This window comes from Mucilaginibacter dorajii, assembly GCF_024808255.1.
In the GTDB taxonomy this organism is placed as follows: Bacteria; Bacteroidota; Bacteroidia; order Sphingobacteriales; family Sphingobacteriaceae; genus Mucilaginibacter; species Mucilaginibacter dorajii.
In genome coordinates this window covers 19103-38622 of record NZ_JANTYS010000002.1, presented here as the reverse complement: position 1 = coordinate 38622, position 19520 = coordinate 19103, and the positions used below count along the sequence as shown (strand labels likewise).

The 19520-nt window shown below is 44.5% G+C and carries 10 protein-coding genes; 5 read left to right on the top strand and 5 right to left on the bottom strand.

Annotated features, from left to right (window positions below):
* Positions 1 to 25 precede the first annotated feature (25 nt).
* From FHS10_RS02190 to FHS10_RS02170, 5 genes are all read right to left on the bottom strand, one after another.
* Complete coding sequence (locus FHS10_RS02190; RefSeq protein WP_259087240.1) at positions 26 to 1471, bottom strand: trehalase family glycosidase; 1446 nt, start codon at positions 1469 to 1471, stop codon at positions 26 to 28.
* A gap of 148 nt (positions 1472 to 1619) precedes the next feature.
* Entirely contained in the window at positions 1620 to 3218 is a 1599-nt protein-coding gene (locus FHS10_RS02185; protein ID WP_259087234.1) for a solute:sodium symporter family transporter, read from the bottom strand.
* Between the two features lie 9 nt (positions 3219 to 3227).
* Positions 3228 to 4238 (bottom strand): winged helix-turn-helix domain-containing protein, encoded by a 1011-nt coding sequence (locus FHS10_RS02180; RefSeq protein ID WP_259087228.1) that lies wholly within the window; start codon positions 4236 to 4238, stop codon positions 3228 to 3230.
* A gap of 77 nt (positions 4239 to 4315) precedes the next feature.
* Positions 4316 to 5965 carry a RagB/SusD family nutrient uptake outer membrane protein gene (locus tag FHS10_RS02175; RefSeq protein ID WP_259087227.1) on the bottom strand — a complete coding sequence of 550 codons (1650 nt, stop codon included), beginning with the start codon at positions 5963 to 5965 and terminating at the stop codon, positions 4316 to 4318.
* Positions 5966 to 5977: 12 nt separating this feature from the next.
* Complete coding sequence (locus FHS10_RS02170) at positions 5978 to 9076, bottom strand: SusC/RagA family TonB-linked outer membrane protein (RefSeq protein ID WP_259087225.1); 3099 nt, start codon at positions 9074 to 9076, stop codon at positions 5978 to 5980.
* A gap of 635 nt (positions 9077 to 9711) precedes the next feature.
* Between FHS10_RS02170 and FHS10_RS02165 the strand changes: the two genes are divergently transcribed.
* The 5 genes from FHS10_RS02165 (at position 9712) to FHS10_RS02145 (ending at position 19518) form a co-directional block, all read left to right on the top strand.
* Positions 9712 to 10089, top strand: coding sequence for a hypothetical protein (locus tag FHS10_RS02165; protein ID WP_259087224.1), 378 nt, complete (start codon positions 9712 to 9714; stop codon positions 10087 to 10089).
* A 185-nt stretch (positions 10090 to 10274) separates the two neighbouring features.
* Positions 10275 to 11732 (top strand): TolC family protein, encoded by a 1458-nt coding sequence (locus tag FHS10_RS02160; RefSeq protein ID WP_259087222.1) that lies wholly within the window; start codon positions 10275 to 10277, stop codon positions 11730 to 11732.
* A gap of 19 nt (positions 11733 to 11751) precedes the next feature.
* A complete protein-coding gene (locus FHS10_RS02155) occupies positions 11752 to 12933 on the top strand; it encodes an efflux RND transporter periplasmic adaptor subunit (RefSeq protein ID WP_259087220.1) in 1182 nt (393 codons plus the stop codon).
* A gap of 42 nt (positions 12934 to 12975) precedes the next feature.
* Positions 12976 to 16227 carry an efflux RND transporter permease subunit gene (locus tag FHS10_RS02150; protein ID WP_259087218.1) on the top strand — a complete coding sequence of 1084 codons (3252 nt, stop codon included), beginning with the start codon at positions 12976 to 12978 and terminating at the stop codon, positions 16225 to 16227.
* Positions 16228 to 16233: 6 nt separating this feature from the next.
* A complete protein-coding gene (locus FHS10_RS02145) occupies positions 16234 to 19518 on the top strand; it encodes an efflux RND transporter permease subunit (RefSeq protein WP_259087217.1) in 3285 nt (1094 codons plus the stop codon).
* Positions 19519 to 19520: the final 2 nt, after the last annotated feature.

Genomic DNA, 19520 nt, shown 5'->3' with positions numbered 1-19520 from the left:
AGGAACGATGGAAATTGCAATGAGGTTAATACATTTTGATGTTAACTTTTTGACCGGGAGCTACATTAGCTTCCACAAAAGATATCATCCTGTTTTGGTCATCCGTTCCTTTTTTTAAGGTAACAGCTTTTCCATTAATGTTAGCCCGTTGAAATGAACCATAAAACATCGCCTTCCATTTAAATGATGTTTTCCCGGTATTAGTAATTATTGATTGCTGCCTGTTTAAATGCGCCAGGTTGATGCTGGTATTCAAAAGGGATAAGTTAGTAACAGCCGCATTGTCCGCATTGCTGGTTTTGTAAATGGTACTCAGGGTTTTAGTCCGTGCATCAGGGGTAATGCCCATTAGGCCCTGTACAACACCTTCAATTATACCGTAGGATACTTCGGGGTATTCGCGCCTTGCTGTAGATGGGTTGGATAGGAATAGAATGTATTCCCTTGCTTTTTCCCAATTGCCAAATTTGTAAAGCAGGAAAGGATAGTAAGACATGTTTTCAACATTCCACCTGGAAGCCGCGACGCGTTTAATTGTTTTATTTGCCCTTACGGTATCTTTCAACGCATCAAACCAAAGGAGGAAGGTTTCTCCTTCTTGCATGCCAAACTGGTTATTGTTACTGTAATAGGTATAGTACTGGTTGCTTTTTTCATTCCACCAATCAGCCTCCAGGTGTTTTCTGTACTGTTGTGCTTTTTGCTCATAAAGTGCCGCTTCTTTAAACTTTCCTTTTGTCGCCATAATTTCCGAATAGGTGTGCATTCCCCTGTATAGCGCGGCAACCAGGTCGGCGCCGGTTTTTAAATTCGGCACGCCTTCCGAATAAGAAGGTAACCCACGGCAGCGGTGAAAAGAATCGTTTTCATTATAGGGCACCGGCGCATTGGGATGGGCGGGCCTTTTCAACATAGAATCGGGGGCAAGTACCCAGGCGTCTATATATTCTTTCACTGTTTTTTGCTGAAAATTGACAAAAGCGGGCGCATCAATATAATGGCGGTCCCCTGTCCATAGGTACATCCGCCAACTTGCATATAAAATGTCAAAATTGGCGGGCAGGTTATACCAAAATTCCTGGTCGTTTCTATAATCGTCGGGGGCCGGTTTCGCCCATTTGTTGATTTCCCAATAGGTACACCAGTTTTTTGATTGGGAAATATTTTCTGCAAACAGGTTAAACATGTTGGTATTCTGACGGCTTAAGCCTAATATTTCGGCTCCTATACATTGGTGGGATACATCGCGCATGCAAAATGCAGACCGGGGTGGAAGCGCCGATTCATACCAGGGACCTACCGGATCGGTATCCGCACCTTTATAATGCAGCGCTGTTTCCTTAGCCCAGTTAAACGACTCTACAAGTTCTTTATCAGATGAGTTAAAAATAATCCCCTTTTCCTGGGCGATAGTTTTGTAGCCTATGAAAAGAAATAAGAGCAAAGCCGCTTTGTATTTAAGCAAAACCATGTTGTATAAGTTATAATTATAGGTTAAATGAATTGGTATATTTAATTACATAATCAATATTTGACCATGTAGCTGAACTCAGCCTGTTTGGAAAAGTTCTATTCTGTTCTATTCTATAAAATTATTAAATATTTTAATAGTGCCAAAATTATTTTGAAAGAATAAACGGCGAGAAAAGAACAAACAATACCACCATCAATATAAGTAATATCGCGGTATAATAATGGCGGTTTTTCCATGGCTTTATATCCACTATATTATTAAGCTTTAGCGCGTACGGCACAGGCATAGGATATAATTTACCAATAACCAGCATCATACCACAGGTAAGCACAAATAAAATGGCCAGGATATGTAAAAAATGAATGTGTGTATCAAAAACTAATTGGGAAAGGGCATAGCATACAATAAAAAAGATCAAACCTGTTTTAGCCGCTACTGCCGGAACTTTTGTGGTAACAAAGCCCATAAACATAATGGTAAATATGGGTACATTAAAAAAACCATTAACTATTTGCACATAAGTATAAAAGCCATTTTTAACAAACAGGATAAGCGGGGCGATAAACATGGCAGCCAGGCAAACCGCGATTTCAAATTGTTTGGCTGTTCTTAACAGTTTTTTTTCGGGAACCTGCTTTGAACGTTTTTGTAACCAGGGCTTATATATGTTGAGCATGAACAATGTGCTTGAACTGTTAAGGCCTGCATTAAAAGTAGTAAGGGCGGCAACAAATATCACCGCGGCAATAAAGCCAGCTATAAAAGGAGGGGATACCAGGCTATCTAACCTCGGGAATACCTCGGCGGTATTGTGCATTTTTGAAAAAATATGCACCGCTATAATGCCGGGTATATTTAAAAGTAAAGGAGAGATCAGTTTGCCTAAAGAGGCTACAGCCAAACCTTGTTGCGAGGTTTTCAGGTCTTTTGACGCAAGCACCTGTTGAATAATATATTGCTCGGTACCCCAGTAATAAAGATTAACCAGTAACATACCAGTAAACAAGGTACCAAAGGGGATGGCATCAGCTGATGAGCCTATGCTGTTTAAATGTGCTTTATGTACCGTAAGTACCTGGTGCAAACCTGCGCTGATATTGCCATGCCCTATATATTTTAACCCAAAGAAGGGCAGCAGGATTCCGCCGGTAAAAAAACCGATGCCAAGCAGAATATCGAGCGTGGTAATTGCTTTGAGCCCGCCTAACATCGAAAAAAGACAGCCGATTGTACCCATTATCCAAACCAGGATCAGGATAACTGCCCAGTACTCCATTTTCCAGACATCTGAAAAATGAAATAAGCCATTAAAGGCTACTGCCCCCGCGTAAAGTACAGACGGCAGGAGGTTAAACACGTAGCTTACCAAAAATATAACCGAAACTAATTTGCCAACACCGCCGCCATACCTCGCGGTCAAAAAATCGGGTGTGGTTGCTATCCCCATTTTGATATACAGTGGCATGATAAACTCAGATACCAGCAACATGGCTAATACCGAAGTTACGCCCCAGGCCATAACGGTCATATTATTGGTGTAGGTTAGCTCGTTTTCGCCAATGATAGAGGCTGTATTGATATTGGTAAACAATAAGCCACCGCCAACTAATAAAAAACCAAGGCTCCTGTTGGCAAAAAACAACCCGTTTAATGTTTTGACCTTGGTTTTACCACTTTTGTACCACAATGTAAACGCCACTATCCCGGTAAAGAAAAGAAAGCCGATGATCATGGTGGTATTCATAGCGAATGCCTAAAGTGTATGCCTGTCAAATAGGATCATAGGAACGGTTAATTGTATTTTTTCTTTTGATAAAACAGCCTGACCGGCCATTTTTCCCATGTTTGAGAAATCAGCAGAAAACGTAGTGACCCCGATGATCTCTTTAGCGGGTTCGTCATTATGAGATAGTACCCCCAGATCTTTACCAGGCTTGAGTTTTTTGGTTTTGCAATCGCGTATAATCTGCCATAAGGCAAAGTTGTCCAGTGTAAAGTATACCTTCCCTTTTTCAACCGAACCGGCAGTATATTCTTCTTCTATCCGGCCTTTGATATCGAAATCCTTCAGAAACTTTTTAAAGGATTGTACAATCTCTTTCGGATCTAATGAATTTGCAGAATGATAAAATATAAATTCATCAAACTGTTTTATTTGGGGTGCCAGTTTTGCAAAAACAGCATAAGATGCATCGCCAAACTCCTGGGTAATATGGTTAAACTCCCCATCTAATTGTTCAAAGCGGTCAAACATCAGGAATTTATTACGTGGGATGGTTTCCAGTAATTCCTTTGTTTTGGGATGCGGAATTGGGGCTACCACATACATGCCATATTTACCTTTTATTTGCAGTAGGATAGTTTCAAATATCTCGATATTACCGTGGTGAAAGTAAGGGGTTAACTGAACGTTATCGCCAAGTTCATGCCTGAAATTGCGGTAAAACTGTTCTTCAAAAGTATCCAGGTTATACATCAGTAACGCCACGTTTAAAGTTTGCCCGGTATTGCCATTACCTACAAAATAACCCAAACGGTTTTTGGCCTCTACAATTCCGCGGCTAATTAAGTCTTTGTAGCCTTTTACAATGGTTTCCCTTGAAAAACCAAGCTCTTTAATCAGCCGGTTTACAGATGGCAGCATCTCGTCCTGACCAATTATCTTTTCGTCGATGGAATTGATAATCCCCTGTACAAACCGGTCATGCTTTGAATAAGATGGTATTTCTGCCAGCTTTCTTATTTCTTCAAAAATTCTATCCATTGGATACGCGTAGTTTTAGGCAAAGTAAGAAAAAAAAAGGCAGCTGCTTTGCTGCCTTTTTTTACACATCATTTGTTTTAGTTGTAATTAGGGTTTTGTTTCAGGTTAGGATTGATCTGTATCTCCTTGCGGGGAATAGGATAATAGTAAAAGCTGGGCACCCAGGTTCTTTTTTGCATGGTAACTACCTTGTAGGTAAAAGAGGTATTGGCAGATGATGTTGGCGTAATGGTAATACCCAAGCCATCTTTTGAACCAATCTCGGCTATGCCCCAACGGCGAATGTCAAAATAACGGTGGCCTTCAAAGCACAGTTCTATCCGCCTTTCATGCCTGATGGCATCGGTTAAAGCGGTTCCTGTTGCTGTTATTGCCGGCATACCGGCTCTGTCCCTTATCTTATTCAGGTAAAGTAATGCCTGCCCGCTGTTGCCAAGTGCTGCTTGTGCTTCTGCATAATTTAAATAAATTTCTCCCAAACGGAAGGATACCCATTGACAGGCGCTGTAGGGCTGAATATTAAAATTATAGCTTTCATCAACCATTTTCCTTATGGTGTAACCGGTTTTTGATGCATTCCATGGCGATAAAGAACTCTCTTTTGAATCGAGCCCTCCTTCATAAAACTGCGCGCCGCGGCCCTGGAAAGGAGAACCGTTAAACAGGATATCGGCATAAAAACGGGGATCCCGGTTCTGGTACGGATTGGCTCCGTTAGTAGCCCAGCTAAAGGGCGTTCCGTCGGCCATATCAAAGTCTTCAACCATTTGCTCCAGTACATTATATGCGCTATAGCCATTATAACCGTTCGGACTAAGATCGCGGTAAAGCGTGTTGTACCGGTCTTCCTGTACGGTAGCGCTAAACACCCTCGAGAAGATCACTTCGCTGTTAAAAAAGTCGGTAAAAATTGTGTTATAAGTTGTTGAATTACCATGCAACGAATATAGGCCAAGATCAATAACCGCTTTTGCAGCGTCGGAAGCTGCCTGCCACCGGCTGGCGTCATTTGAGGTGTTGTAGGTAGGGCTTGCAGCATATAACAACAGGCGCGATTTGAGCGCGAGCGCGGCGCCCAGGGTTGCTTTGCCATAGTCAGCACTGCTATAGGTTTTTGGAAGTATGGCAGCGGCAGCGGCAATATCGGTCAGGATAAAATCCCTTGTCTGGTCCCAGGTAGCCCTCGATTCGTTAAAGGTGTTATCATTAACGGTGTAAACTTTGGTGATCAACGGTACGCCGCCAAAACGCTTCAACAATTCAAAATAACATAGCGCTCTTAAAAAATGAACTTCGCCCTTCATGTTGTTGAGTTGCGCGCCATGGCCTACGGTATCTGCCTGTACCACATTTTGAAAAAACTGGTTTGTTTTTTGAATGGTACTGTACAGGGTTGTCCAATAATTAAGTGTTGAACTGTAGTTTAAAGGGAACGAGCTGCCCTGGTTATCAGGGGTAGCCTGACCCATAATATAGGTGTTTTCATTGCACCAGTTAAAATTACTGTATAATTCATCTGTTTGCGAACCCCATCCAAATCCACCATCTTTAAATGCAAATACGGATTCTTTATAGATCTGGTTAACAAATACCTGGATAAGCGCGGGGTCTGTCCAAACCGTATTGGTTGAGAAAGAGCTGGTTGGCTGTAGGTCGAGCACTTTTTTACAGGATATCCCCGTAAAAAATAAGAGTGTCAAACTAAAGATTGTATATATTTTTTTCATCACACAAATCATTTAAAATGTAACATTTACGCCAAGATTGATGATCCGTTGCTGCGGATAGATCCTGCCGTTATTCACAGTTCCGGTTGCACTTTCAGGGTCGAAGGAAGGACCAAAGCTGTCGATGGAGAACAGGTTATTCCCGCTGATGAATACCCTGGCTGATTTCACTTTTATCCGGGCCAGCAAATCTTTAGAAAAGCTATAGCCAAGCTCCACGTTTTTCAGGCGCAGAAAAGCGTCATTACGAAGCCAGAAAGTTGAGGGATAAGCGTTTGAGCCAAAAGTGCGGCTTGTTGGACCGTTGAAAGTGCGGGGGTAGGTATCATCCCCTTCTTTTTGCCAGCGCCCTGTGAAAAACTCCTCGGCCATATTTAGTCCACTGGGCATCAAAATTGCTTTGGATTTGGCCTGTCCCTGGAAAAATATCGTAAAGTCGAAGTTTTTGTAACGGCCGCCAAGGGTTAAGCCGTAAAGGATCTGTGGCGTGTTTGAAAGGGTGGTCCTTACTTTATCAAGGTCATTGATCACACCGTCGCCATTTATATCTTTATACCTGATATCGCCAACGCCTGTACCTGTTGGATGGGGAGAAGCATTTAACTCGGCAGTATTTTGAAAGATGCCATCGGCCTGGTAAAGTAACCATGAATCAATAGGATAACCTGTTACACGTTGGTAAGCCGGCACGTTTGCCGGTTCGGCTCCGTATATCACTTTATTAACCGCATAGGTCATGTTGCCGTTAACATTAAAAGAAAGATCTTCGCCCAGTTTTTTATTATAACCAAGGTCAAGCTCCATGCCTTTGTTGTTAACCTTGCCCAGGTTTACATCGGGTAAAGTTAAACCGGTATAATCTGGTACGGCTGAGCCTGGCGCAACCAGTATGTTGTTCCTTGACGACTTAAATACATCTACGCTGATGGAAAGCGCGTGAAATAATTGCGCATCAAGGCCAATGTTCGTGGTTGTGGCCACTTCCCAGGTGATATTTGTATTTGGTGTTGGGCCTAAAGAGAAGCCCGGAACCTGGGTAGCATTTGGCCCGTAATAATAACCCGCCCCCAGGTATTGTGATATTTGACCGGCCTGAAGCCCGTAGGTTTGTATGTACTGGAAGGCATTAACTGCATCATTACCGGTTTTTCCCCATGATCCCCTTAGTTTCAGATCGTCAATTACAGATGAGTGAAAGAAACTTTCCTGCGAGATGCGCCATGCGGCAGATAACGACGGAAAGAAGCCAAAGCGTTTACCTGCCGGGAAATTAGGCGAGCCATCGTAACGCATATTATAATCCAACAGGTACTTATCATCATAATTATAAGATAACCTGCTGATGAAGTTTTGGCGTGCAAACTGCGTGGTTATAGAATTATTGGTTTCGCCAACAGTGCTGCCGGCAAATAATTCGGTTACATTATTACTCAGAAAGCCTGTGCGGTAGGCATCCAACTCTGTATAGGTTTGTTGCTGTTGCTCGTAGGCTACAAATGCTTCGATACCATGTTTCTGAAATTTATGCTCGTAACCAAGTTTAACGTTAACCAGCCTGTTTACCGTTTGGTTATTGGTAATGCTTAAGTTAGGCGGAACGGTAGAGGTAAACTCATCATAATTACCTGTAGTTTTATTATAGCTATAGGCTGGTGGTGGCAGCGCGTTAAAGCCTTTATACTGGTTTGAATTTACATCGTACGCAAAATAGCCGTCGAGGTGCAGGCCCGGTGTAACCTTTGGCAATGCCCAGCTAAATGATGTTTTGGTTTGCAAAAAATCATAATTGTTGTGGGTGTAGCCAAGGTCGCCGTTCAGGATGTATACCATACTGGTAGCCGGCCCGCCGCCAATGCCTACGCCAACTTTACCGTTTGGATACACTGGGGTAAGGTAAGGATATGCATTCCACAACTGGCTGAATATGGCATTGGCATCATAACCCGGCGCTTCACCATTTTTGTATTCGTCGCGATACATGACATCTACGCCAATCTTGAAATTATCGGTAGCGGTAATATCAATATTTGCACGGCCGTTGTCATTTTTGTAATAATCTGTGCCACTGTTATACATACTGTTCTGAAACAGGTGCTGACCGGATATGTAATATTTCACCTTATCCGATCCGCCTCTTAAAGTAAGCGTGTTATTGGTTTGTGTAGCCCAGTTTCGCATCACCGCCTTCCACCAATCGGTATTGGGATGGCCAAGCGGGTCGGTGCCATCTTTATATTTTTGAATATCATCGGCAGTATACTCATGCTGCTGACCAACCAGGTCGTCATATTCATTTGCCGATTGCGCAAACTCCCATGAGTTTAACATTTTGGGTACACGCGTTGGCTGCGTCATAGAAAAGTTGGAGGTAAATGATAAGGTGGTTTTACCGGCTGTACCTCTTTTGGTGGTAATTAATATAACACCGTTTGCAGCCCTGGCACCATAAATAGATCCGGTAGCATCCTTTAAAACGGTGAAAGATTCGATATCTGCCGGATCGAGCCGGTTAAAGCCACGATCGGGAATTCCATCAATCACAACCAGCGGACTGGTGTTACCCAGTGTACCTTTTCCCCTCACCAGGATGCTGGCATCATCAGCGCCTGGTTCGCCGCTGCGGGTGTTAACAATTAGCCCCGGTACTGCGCCTGCAAGCGTATTGGATACGTTAGCAACCGGCGATTTCTCCAATTCGGTTCCTTTAATAGTACTTACGGCGCCGGTAAGGTTCGCTTTTTTTCGGGTGCCGTAGCCAATCACCACTACTTCGCCAAGGTTTCCGGATGTCTTGTCCGGCGCCATGGTTACGTCGCCATTCCAGTCTTTGGTAACCGCTACTGTTTTTTTCAAATAGCCAATAAAGGAAAAGGAAAGCTTTCCATTGGTTTCAGGAACGTTGATCTTGTAAAATCCATTCTGATCGGTACTTGTACCTTCAGAAGTTCCGTCGAGCAAAATACTTACTCCGGGCAGCGCCTGGCCATGTTCGTCGGTTACATGGCCCGAGATGCTTCTTTTTTGTTGGGAAAAACTTTGCTGATAACAAAGCAACAAAATAAGGCATACTAAATACATGCCCAGTTTTTTAGGTGGTACTTTTTTTTTCATAACAATTGGTTTGGTTTTGAATAATTGGTTATTCTGTTCTGTTCTATTCTTTAATAAAGGTAAGCAGTTTTTTGATACCTCCAAATGTTTTTTGTTTTTTTTAGTATAGCAGCAGATGCGCTATCCCGAAGCGTTAAGGAAAGGCAGTTCAAGCAGCCCCCGCACACAATGACCTACCGTGTACCCCTATCTTTCTAAAAAAAGAAAAATGTCATTTCGATAGAGCGAAGGGGATATGCGCGGGGTGCGAAAGAGAAATCTTATACAAGCGACAAGCGAACGTGGCCTGTCGTACAAGATTTCTCCTCACCTCCGGCGCACAACTCCCCTCAGGTTCGTTCGAAATGACAACGTTTTTGTTTAGTGATAAGATTTCAAGAGATGTGTACACACGGTAGCACAATGACGGTACAATATCACGGAGGCAAAGGGGGCGGGGTCGCTGCGGAATAATTTAAAAAGCTATAGAGTCAATTGAGTTTTTAACTGGGTAACCGCTTATGTAGCTTAGCTATTTGCGATTTGATTTAAGCCAGCCAGGAAAATTTGCGGATATTGCTTTAAAAACAATGTATCCAAATCATTACAAAACATTTTAGCCCGATGACTTATTTTTGCATTAGTTAAATCACACTGTGAAGAAGCATAAACAAATCATACAACAATATATAGTACTATCGCTTTTAGTGATATACCAGGTTATTGGTTTGGTCCATATTGCCTATCTGCCACGACAAAATGATGCTTTTAATTTGCATCCATCGTCATCTATAGATTTTCTTCACAAGAATACCAATAGCAACTTACCAAGGGTTCCGTTTCAAAGAAGCTTCCATTCCTTTGAAAGCAGGAAAGATTTAACAGCTCCTACAAAGGTTCTGATCCTGTTTTTCGCATTTCTGCTTATTGGCGGCACTGCTTTGATTATCGCTAAAAGGGCAAACGGCACTTTGGCCGCTCCGTATTTCCATACGTCCTCTTCTTATCTCAACCTGCGAACGCTCAGGATCTGAATTTAATTATCTTTTTAATTTGCTGATCATATGCTTACCCGCATCTGGCATCAGTAAATATAGCGTCAAACTCGTTGCCTTAACCGGCATTGAAGCTTTGAGGCGCTCAAACCCTGTTTCCTTCTTGAAAATTTAATCAGAATGACTATCAAAGGTCATCCATTATAACATCAACCTGTTTTGCCATGACGCGCATACCAATAAATATTTATGGCTTAAGGCCGTTTTTATTTGCAGGCTTACTTTCTTTATCATTAACCGCTGCCGCGCAAAATAATAAGAAGAAGCAATTTCCTGTACCTGAAAATGTGCCCGATACCAGTACGGTCGGTTTTCCGATAATGCCTAACGCTACCGATGCCGGTAAAAACGGCGGGGAGTATTTAACCCTCAAACAATGTATTGATTACGCTTTGATACATCAGCCTGGCTTGAACAAAGCCCTCATCAATGTGGATATTGCTCACACTACCAATAGTATCAACCTGGCTGCCTGGCTACCGCAGGTGAACGCCACCGGTAACGTAGTGCATTATATACAGCAATCAAATGCAAATATCTCTACAAACACGGGTACAACAACCGGCAACGGCTCTACCAGTACAGTTCGCAGCAGCTACACTAATACCTTTATCCCGGAGCTGGCGGTATCGCAGGCCATTTTAAGCCCGAGCCTTTTGTACGCGGCAAAAAGCGCGCCCTTATTAGTAAAACAGGCACAACAGGTTACCGATAGCACCAAAATATACCTGGTTTCGGCAGTGAGCAAGTCGTTTTATAATGTGCTGCTCACCTTACAGCAGATCAATGTTTTAAAGGAAGATACCGCACGGCTTGGTAAAAACCTACGCGATACCTATCACCAGTATAAAGGAGGGATTGTAGATGAAACCGATTACCTGCAGGCCACTATCACCCTCAATAATTCGGTAGCCCAGTTAAAACAGGCTAATGAAAATATCATCCCGCAATACGCGGCTTTAAAGCAGTTAATGGGATACGAACCCGAAAAGGATTTTAATGTAAGCATTGATACCGCCCAAATGATGGCCGATATCCAGATTGATACCACCCGCCAGCTACAATATGAAAAACGGATCGAATTTCGCCAGGTGGAAACCCGCAAGGATTTGCAGCAGCAGCTTACCAATTATTACAAGTATGCTTATTTGCCAACCATATCCGGTTTTTTCAACTACAGTTTGCAATACGCTAACAACAATTTTTCAAACCTGTTGTCAAAATCGTACCCCAGCTCCATTGTTGGTGTATCGCTTAGCATTCCCATATTTACAGGTTTTGCAAGGGTGCATAATGTACACAAATCGCAGTTACAGGAGCAGTTGATTCATTGGGATGAGGTCGACCTTAAATCGCAATTATTCAAGGAATATACTACCGGATTGGCGGGTTACAAAAGCAACCTGTTTAGCTTTAACGTACAGCGTAAAAACGTGGCTATGGCTAAGCGTGTTTACTTTGTAGTAAACCTGCAATACAAACAGGGCATTGTAGCCTATCTTAACGTGATCACCGCGGAATCAAACCTGATCACAGCCGAAATCAATTACACTAACTCGCTTTTCCAGCTGCTGTCAAGCAAAATTGACCTGGAAAAGGCGATGGGAGATATCACTTATTAATGCTAAAAAACCAAGTCCGATGAAGCGCGTATTTTTAAATGCCATTGTTATAAGTATTGTACTTTTTGCCGCCTGCCAAAAGAAGCAGCCGCCCGAAAATACCGAAGTGCCCGTAAACCTGTACAAGGTGAAGGCAAAGCGGGTTTTGTATTATGATAAGTATCCGTCAACCACGGCGGCACTGAGCCAGGTAACCTTGTTGCCACAGGTGCAGGGTGCCATAACCGGCATATTTTTTACCGAAGGAACCGAGGTTAAAAAAGGTCAAAAGCTATACGAAATAGACAAACGTATTTACCAGGATAGCTATGACGCCGCAGTAGCCAATCGTAAAGTTACCGAGGGGACTCTTTTACAGGCTCAGCAGGATGCTGACCGCTATGAGTACCTCAATAAATATAATGCTGTGGCCAAGCAGCTGTATGACCATGCCGTGATCACTTTTGATAACGCCAAAAGCCAGGTAAAATCGGCAGACCAGGCGGTAAGAGCGGCTAAAACCAATTTAGGCTACGCCGAAGTATATGCACCTTTTGATGGTACCATTGGCTTAAGCCAGGTGAAATTGGGTAACGTGGTAACCGCCGGCACTACTGTGTTAAACACTATTTCAACCAACGACCCTATGGCTGTTGATTTTGTGATCAACGAAAAACAGCTGCCCAAATTTGAGCGCCTGCAGCAAAGCAAACACGAGCCAACCGATTCGCTGTTCACCATTTTATTGGCAGATAACTCGCTTTACCCGGTAAACGGCAAAATAGCGGTGATAGACAGGGCGGTGAATTCGCAAACCGGCGCTATCACCATCAGGCTGGTATTTCCAAATCCTAAAGGGATGTTAAGGGTGGGTATGAGCTGCGTGGTACGTGTGCACAACCAGGAGCCGGGGCCGCAAATTGTAGTACCGGGCAAAGCCGTTGTGGAGCAAATGGGCGAATACTTTGTGTATACCGCCAAAGATACCATGATGAACAACCCTAAAGCGGGTGCCGATTCGGCAAAAAACAAGATCAAAAAACTGGTAGCGTTTCAGAAAAAGGTACAGGTTGGCGAAACCATTGGCCCCAACATGATTATCAAAAGTGGTATTGACGAGGGCGAACGGGTGATAGTTGATGGCGTGCAGTTACTGCACGATGGTTCAAAAATAACCACCGCCAACAAGGTAGGCCCATCCGCAGGCGGTAAAGCCCGTTAGTGGTAACATTAACAAACAAAAAATTTTAGACGAAGACATCCTATGATCGCTAATACTTTTATAAAAAGACCTGTAACGGCCATCGTGATATCTATTGTATTGATCATTACCGGTACCGTGAGTATCCTCATGCTGCCGATAGATCAATACCCCGATATTACGCCGCCTATTGTACAGGTTAACGGCCAGTTTACCGGTGCCGACGCGCAAACGGTTGAGCAAACCGTTGCCACGCCCATTGAAGAGCAGGTAAACGGAACTCCGGGCATGGAATACATGCAAAGCAACAATACCAACAACGGACAAATGAGCATGAACGTAACCTTTAAAATGGGTACGGATATAGATGTTGCCGCGCTCGATGTGCAAAACAGGGTAAGTATCGCTACCCCCCTGTTGCCTGCCGTGGTAAGCAGGCTTGGATTAACTGTACGCGCGGTAAACCCAAGTATGCTCATGATGGTGGCTATTTACGCCCCCAAAGGCACGCACAACATTACTTTTTTAGATAACTACACCAATATATTTATTCAGGACGCCTTGTTGCGTGTTCCTGGTGTGGGCAGCATTAACCGCTTTACAGATGATTTTAGTATGCGCATCTGGATGAACCCGGATAAAATGGCAGCTTACAGCTTAACCCCATCTGATGTAATTGCCGCGCTTAATGCCCAGAATGTGCAGGTAGCGGCAGGTACTGCAGGTGTGCCGCCGCAGGCTTCCAGTCAAACTTATGAGTTGGGCATCCTGGTAAATGGCAGGCTAAGTAAAGTGTCTGAATTTGAAAAGGTGATTGTAAAAACCATCCCGGCAACCGGACAACTGGTTTATTTGAAAGATGTTGCCCGGGTTGAGTTGGGTAAATTCACGTTCTCCAGTAACTCCTTTGTCGATGGACACAAGGCATCGTACCTGCAAATTTACCAGGCACCGGGTAGTAACGCTTTAGAAACTGCCAACGGTGTATACGCCGCTTTGGCAAAATTGAAAACTAATTTCCCATCTGACGTACAATACCGGGTTCCGTTTGAATCGGTTACGGTAGTTAAGGTTTCTATGGAAGATGTGGTGGGGACCTTATTGAAAACACTGGGCCTGGTTGCTGTGGTGGTATTCCTGTTCCTGCAAAACTGGCGATCAACGCTCATCCCGGTTCTGGCTATCCCGGTATCTATTTTTGGTACGTTCTGCTTTTTTATACCGCTGGGCTTTACCATTAATACCCTAACCATGTTTGGTTTTGTGTTGGCGATAGGTATTGTGGTGGATGATGCTATTATTGTGGTGGAGGCCGTGCAACATTATATTGATCATGAGGGCATGTCGGCCAAGGAGGCTACTTACCAGGCCATGAAAGATATTTCGGCACCGGTAATCGCCATCGCGCTGATATTGGCAGCGGTGTTTGTGCCGGTAGGCTTTATCCCCGGCATAGTTGGGCGTTTGTACCAGCAGTTTGCCATCACCATCGCCATATCGGTAATTATCTCGGCTTTTATCGCCTTATCATTAACGCCGGCATTATGTACACTATTGTTAAAACCATCGCACATTGATGCCGATGCTAAAGGTATTAATAAACTGTTTTTCAAATTCAACACTTGGTTTCAAAGGGTAACAGATAGGTATACCGAGGGTGTAAAAAAGAGCATAAAGGCATCGCGCTTTATCGTGATCCTGCTGGTGTGTATTTGCGTGGCCACGTTCTTTTTGTTCCAGCATAAGCCATCGGGCTTTATCCCTTCAGAGGATGACGGCAATTTGTATGTTACGTTCCAGTTACCACCTGCATCATCCACCGCAAGATCGGTTGAGGTGATGTCGAAACTGATGAAGGTTATCGGTTCAACGCCGGGTGTGGCACATTACGCGGCGCTATCGGGCTTAAACGTAGTGACCAATGCCAGTAACTCCAACAACGGTACCATTTATTGCCAGCTTGCCCCCTGGGATGAGCGCAGCAAAACAACAGAACAGGTGCCCGGTATTATAGGTGAACTGCAAAAACGGATTTCTGATGCTGGTATCCGGGATGCTAACGTAGAAGTAATTCAACCCTCGCCTTTACCGGGTATTGGCACAACGGTTGGTTTCAGTTTACAGATTGAACAGCGCAGTACTACCGATAACCTGCAGGATTTTCAAAAGGTGGTAGATAAGTTTGTGGCCGCCGCCAATAAAAACCCGGTTATCTCAAAAGCCTTCACTTTTTACACTTCGCACACGCCGAACTATAGTTTAACTGTGGATAGGGAAAAATGTGAGAAGCTGGGTGTTAACGTAGCCGATGTGTTCACTACCATTCAGGCTTATATGGGCAGTTTGTACATCAATGACTTTACCACCTATAACCGTACTTTCCATGTGGTGGTACAGGCCGATACGGCTTTCCGTAAAGTAGTTGCCAATATGGACAAATACTATGTGCGTAACTCGGCCGGCGATATGGTGCCTCTTGGTACGCTCATGAGCTATAAACCTGTTGATGCGCCACCGCTGATCTCGCACTTCAACATCTTCCGCACGGCGGAGGTAGACGGCTCTGCTGCTGAAGGGCACAGCAGCGGCGAGGCCATTGCTGCCATGCAGGAACTGGCTAAAAGGACATTGCCTGAAGGCTATGATTTTGAATTTTCGGGCCTGAGTTATGAAGAGATCAAAGCAGGGTCGACAACCATTTACATTTTCATGTTCTCTATCACCTTTGTGTTCCTGTTCCTTGCGGCCTTGTATGAAAGCTGGTCGGTACCGTTCTCTGTGTTATTAGCGGTGCCGATAGGTGCCATGGGGGCTATCCTGGCCTTGGTACTGGTACCAAGTTTAACCAATAACGTGTACGCACAAATCGGGTTGATCACGCTGATAGGGCTTGCGGCCAAAAATGCCATCCTGATTGTGGAGTTTGCCAAGGTGCGGGTAGATATGGGCGAGGAGCTCATCAAATCCACACTTGAAGCGGTAAGCTTAAGGTTGCGGCCAATTATCATGACGTCGCTTGCATTTGTTTTGGGCGTTTTGCCATTGGTATTAGCCACAGGGGCCGGCGCCGTAGCTCGCAGAACCATAGGCTTCACGGTTTTAGGGGGGATGATAGCGGCATCTACCTTAGCTATTTTCATAGTGCCGGTATTATTTGTGCTCATCACCCGCTTCTCCTACGGTAAAGAAAAACTGGAATACCTACAGGCGCATAAAGCCGACCTGGCAGAGAAAGCCAAAAAAGTGGAGGCCCAAAACATTGATCCCGAACTGGAATATGAGATTGAAAAATCCCGTGCATTACATAAAAGCTAATTAAGGATGATTTCAAATACATTTATAAAGCGGCCCGTAACCGCCATCGTGATATCGCTGGTGTTGATGATTGCCGGGGTAATTTGCCTGGTTAACCTCGCGGTTGATCAGTACCCCAATATCTCGCCGCCCAGTGTATCGGTTAACGGGTCATACACGGGTGCCGATGCGCAAACCGTGGAGCAAAATATAGCCACGCCCATAGAGGAACAGGTAAATGGTACCCCGGGTATGGAGTACATGACCAGCACCAGCACCAATAGCGGCAGCATGGGTATCAGGGTAACTTTTAAAATAGGCACCAATGTACATATAGCGGCGCTAAACGTTCAAAACCGTGTGGGTATAGCCGCACCCTTGCTGCCATCTGTAGTAAGTAAATTGGGCTTAACGGTACGCGCCAGTAACCCCGACCAGTTGATGTTGGTAGCTATTTACTCGCCAAAGCACAGTCATAATATTACCTTTTTAGATAACTACACCAGTACGTTTATCCAGGATGCTATTTTGCGCGTGCCCGGTGTGGGCGATGTAAGCGCCCGTACCGATAATTTCAGCATGCGCATCTGGATGAACCCCGATAAAATGGCATCCTATAGCTTAACTCCAGCCGATGTAACTGCTGCCTTAAACGCGCAAAACGTGTACGTTGCCGCGGGCTCGGTTGGTGCCCCACCGCAGGATGCCGCTCAAACTTACGAAACCGGCATATTGGTAAATGGCATGCTCAACAAGGTAAAGGATTATGAAAACATTGTGGTGAAAAGCATCCCGGGCACCAGTCAGCTGGTGCACCTTAAAGATGTGGCGAGGGTTGAGTTGGGCAAATTCACATTTTCAAGTAATGCTTTTGTGGATGGTAACCGGGCCTCTACCATCCAGATCTATCAATCGCCGGGAAGCAACGCCCTGCAAACTGCAGAAAACGTATATGCTGCTTTGGCCAAATTAAAAAAATCATTCCCCAAAGATGTTGATTACGTGGTGCCATTTGAATCGGTAACTATTATCAAAGTATCGATGCAGGAGGTGATAGGTACGCTGATTAAAGCACTTATTTTAGTGGCCATTGTGGTGTTCCTGTTCCTTCAAAACTGGCGCTCAACACTGATCCCAATATTGGCCATCCCGGTATCCATATTGGCTACGTTCATCTTTTTTATCCCCTTAGGCTTTACCGTTAACACCTTAACCATGTTTGGTTTTGTCCTGGCGATAGGGATTGTAGTAGATGATGCCATTATTGTGGTAGAGGCAGTGCAGCATTATATCGATGAGCAGCACATGTCGCCCAAAGAGGCTACCTATCATGCCATGAAAGAAATTTCGGCACCGGTTATCGCTATCGCACTCATCCTGGCATCGGTATTTGTGCCTGTTGGTTTTATCCCGGGGATAGTTGGGCGGTTATACCAGCAATTTGCCATCACTATTGCTATCTCGGTGATCCTTTCGGCATTTATTGCTTTATCCTTAACCCCGGCGCTTTGTACTTTATTATTGAAACCTACCAAGCCCGTAACGGATAAATCAAACTGGCTCGATAGGTTTTTCAGGGGCTTTAACCGGATGTTTGAGCGAATAACTTTCAAGTACACCAATGGCGTACACCGTAGTATTAAAGGCGCACGGTATATTGTTATTCTGTTGGTATGTATTTGTGTGGGTACGATCCTGCTGTTCAAAGTAAAACCCTCGGGGTTTGTTCCGGCAGAAGATGGGGGGCGATTGTACGTAACCTATCAATTGCCAGAGGCTTCATCTACTATCCAATCGGTAAACGTGATGAGCAAGCTCATGAAAATTGTGGCTTCAACCAAGGGGATTCAGCATTATACGGCCATATCGGGCTTTAACATCCTGAATGGTGGGGCCAACTCCAACAACGGCTCCATGTTTTGCATGCTTACCCCCTGGGATGACCGTACCACGCCTGATACCCGTGTGCCGGGACTGATGAATGTGATCAAGCAAAAAATTGCCAAAGCGGGTATCAAAAATGCCAACGTGGTAGTTGCCCAGCCGCCCCCCATCAGGGGTATTGGCCAGGCTGCAGGTTTCAGCATGCAAATTGAGCAGGGTAACTCAACCGATGATATTTACACCTTTGAAAAAGTAGTTAAAAAGTTTGTGGCGGCAGCAAAAGCCAATCCCGCAACGACTGGAGCGTACAGTTACTTTTCAGCCCATACACCAAGCTATCAGCTTAATGTGGATCGGGAAAAATGCGAGAAACTCGGCATCAACATCTCTGATGTTTTTTCTACCATGCAGGCCTACATGGGCAGTTTGTTTGTCAACAACTTTACCTTGTATAACCGCACCTACCACGTAGTTGTACAGGCCGATACAGCTTACCGGGCGCTCATCTCTAATATGAATAAATATTATGTGCGCAATTCGGCGGGGCAAATGCTTCCGCTAAGTGCCGTGATCAGTTATAAGCCTATAGTGGCCGCCCCGCTTATCACTCACTTCAATATCTTTCGCTCGGCCGAGGTTGATGGCTCTATCCCGCCGGGGTACAGCAGCGGGCAAGCTATTGAGGCTTTAAAAGAGTTGGCCGCCAAATCGTTACCACGCGGGTACACTTATGAGTTTTCAGGCTTAAGTTATGAGGAATTAAAGGCAGGGTCAACTACGGTATACATTTTCATGTTCTCAATCATGTTTGTGTTCCTTTTTCTGGCGGCATTGTATGAAAGCTGGTCGGTGCCATTTTCGGTGATGTTGGCCGTGCCGATAAGCGCGTTTGGTGCCATCCTGGCGCTTACCGCCGTGCCAACCATTACCAATAATGTTTACGCACAGATAGGGTTGATCACGTTGATCGGTCTATCTGCAAAAAACGCTATCCTGATTGTGGAATTTGCCAAGATCAGGGTGGATAGGGGTGAAGAGCTGGTAAAATCCACCCTGGAAGCTGTACGACTCAGGTTACGGCCAATCATTATGACCTCACTGGCTTTCATTTTAGGTGTATTACCGCTGGTATTAGCCACCGGTGCAGGCGCCGAATCACGAAATACCATAGGTGTGACGGTTTTAGGAGGAATGATTGCCTCATCCACCATTTCCATATTTATTGTGCCGGTGCTTTTTGTTTTATTTACCCGATTCTCCTATGGAAAAAAACAATTGGCCTATTTGCAGGAACATCATGAAGAACTGATGGAAAAAGCAAGGAAAGTAGAAGCACAAAATATCGATCCCGAGCTGGAATATGATATTGCTGAAACACACGCCCAACACAATGAATACAAGGCATCAGTAAAACAAAATAACAAGTAGCA

What these genes read in the sequence shown, in the direction of transcription:
- FHS10_RS02190 (WP_259087240.1), bottom strand. Translation starts at nt 1,471, where the DNA reads ATGGTTTTGCTTAAATACAAAGCGGCTTTGCTCTTATTTCTTTTCATA.
- FHS10_RS02185 (WP_259087234.1), bottom strand. Translation starts at nt 3,218, where the DNA reads ATGAATACCACCATGATCATCGGCTTTCTTTTCTTTACCGGGATAGTG.
- FHS10_RS02180 (WP_259087228.1), bottom strand. Translation starts at nt 4,238, where the DNA reads ATGGATAGAATTTTTGAAGAAATAAGAAAGCTGGCAGAAATACCATCT.
- FHS10_RS02175 (WP_259087227.1), bottom strand. Translation starts at nt 5,965, where the DNA reads ATGAAAAAAATATATACAATCTTTAGTTTGACACTCTTATTTTTTACG.
- FHS10_RS02170 (WP_259087225.1), bottom strand. Translation starts at nt 9,076, where the DNA reads ATGAAAAAAAAAGTACCACCTAAAAAACTGGGCATGTATTTAGTATGC.
- FHS10_RS02160 (WP_259087222.1), top strand. Translation starts at nt 10,275, where the DNA reads ATGACGCGCATACCAATAAATATTTATGGCTTAAGGCCGTTTTTATTT.
- FHS10_RS02155 (WP_259087220.1), top strand. Translation starts at nt 11,752, where the DNA reads ATGAAGCGCGTATTTTTAAATGCCATTGTTATAAGTATTGTACTTTTT.
- FHS10_RS02150 (WP_259087218.1), top strand. Translation starts at nt 12,976, where the DNA reads ATGATCGCTAATACTTTTATAAAAAGACCTGTAACGGCCATCGTGATA.
- FHS10_RS02145 (WP_259087217.1), top strand. Translation starts at nt 16,234, where the DNA reads ATGATTTCAAATACATTTATAAAGCGGCCCGTAACCGCCATCGTGATA.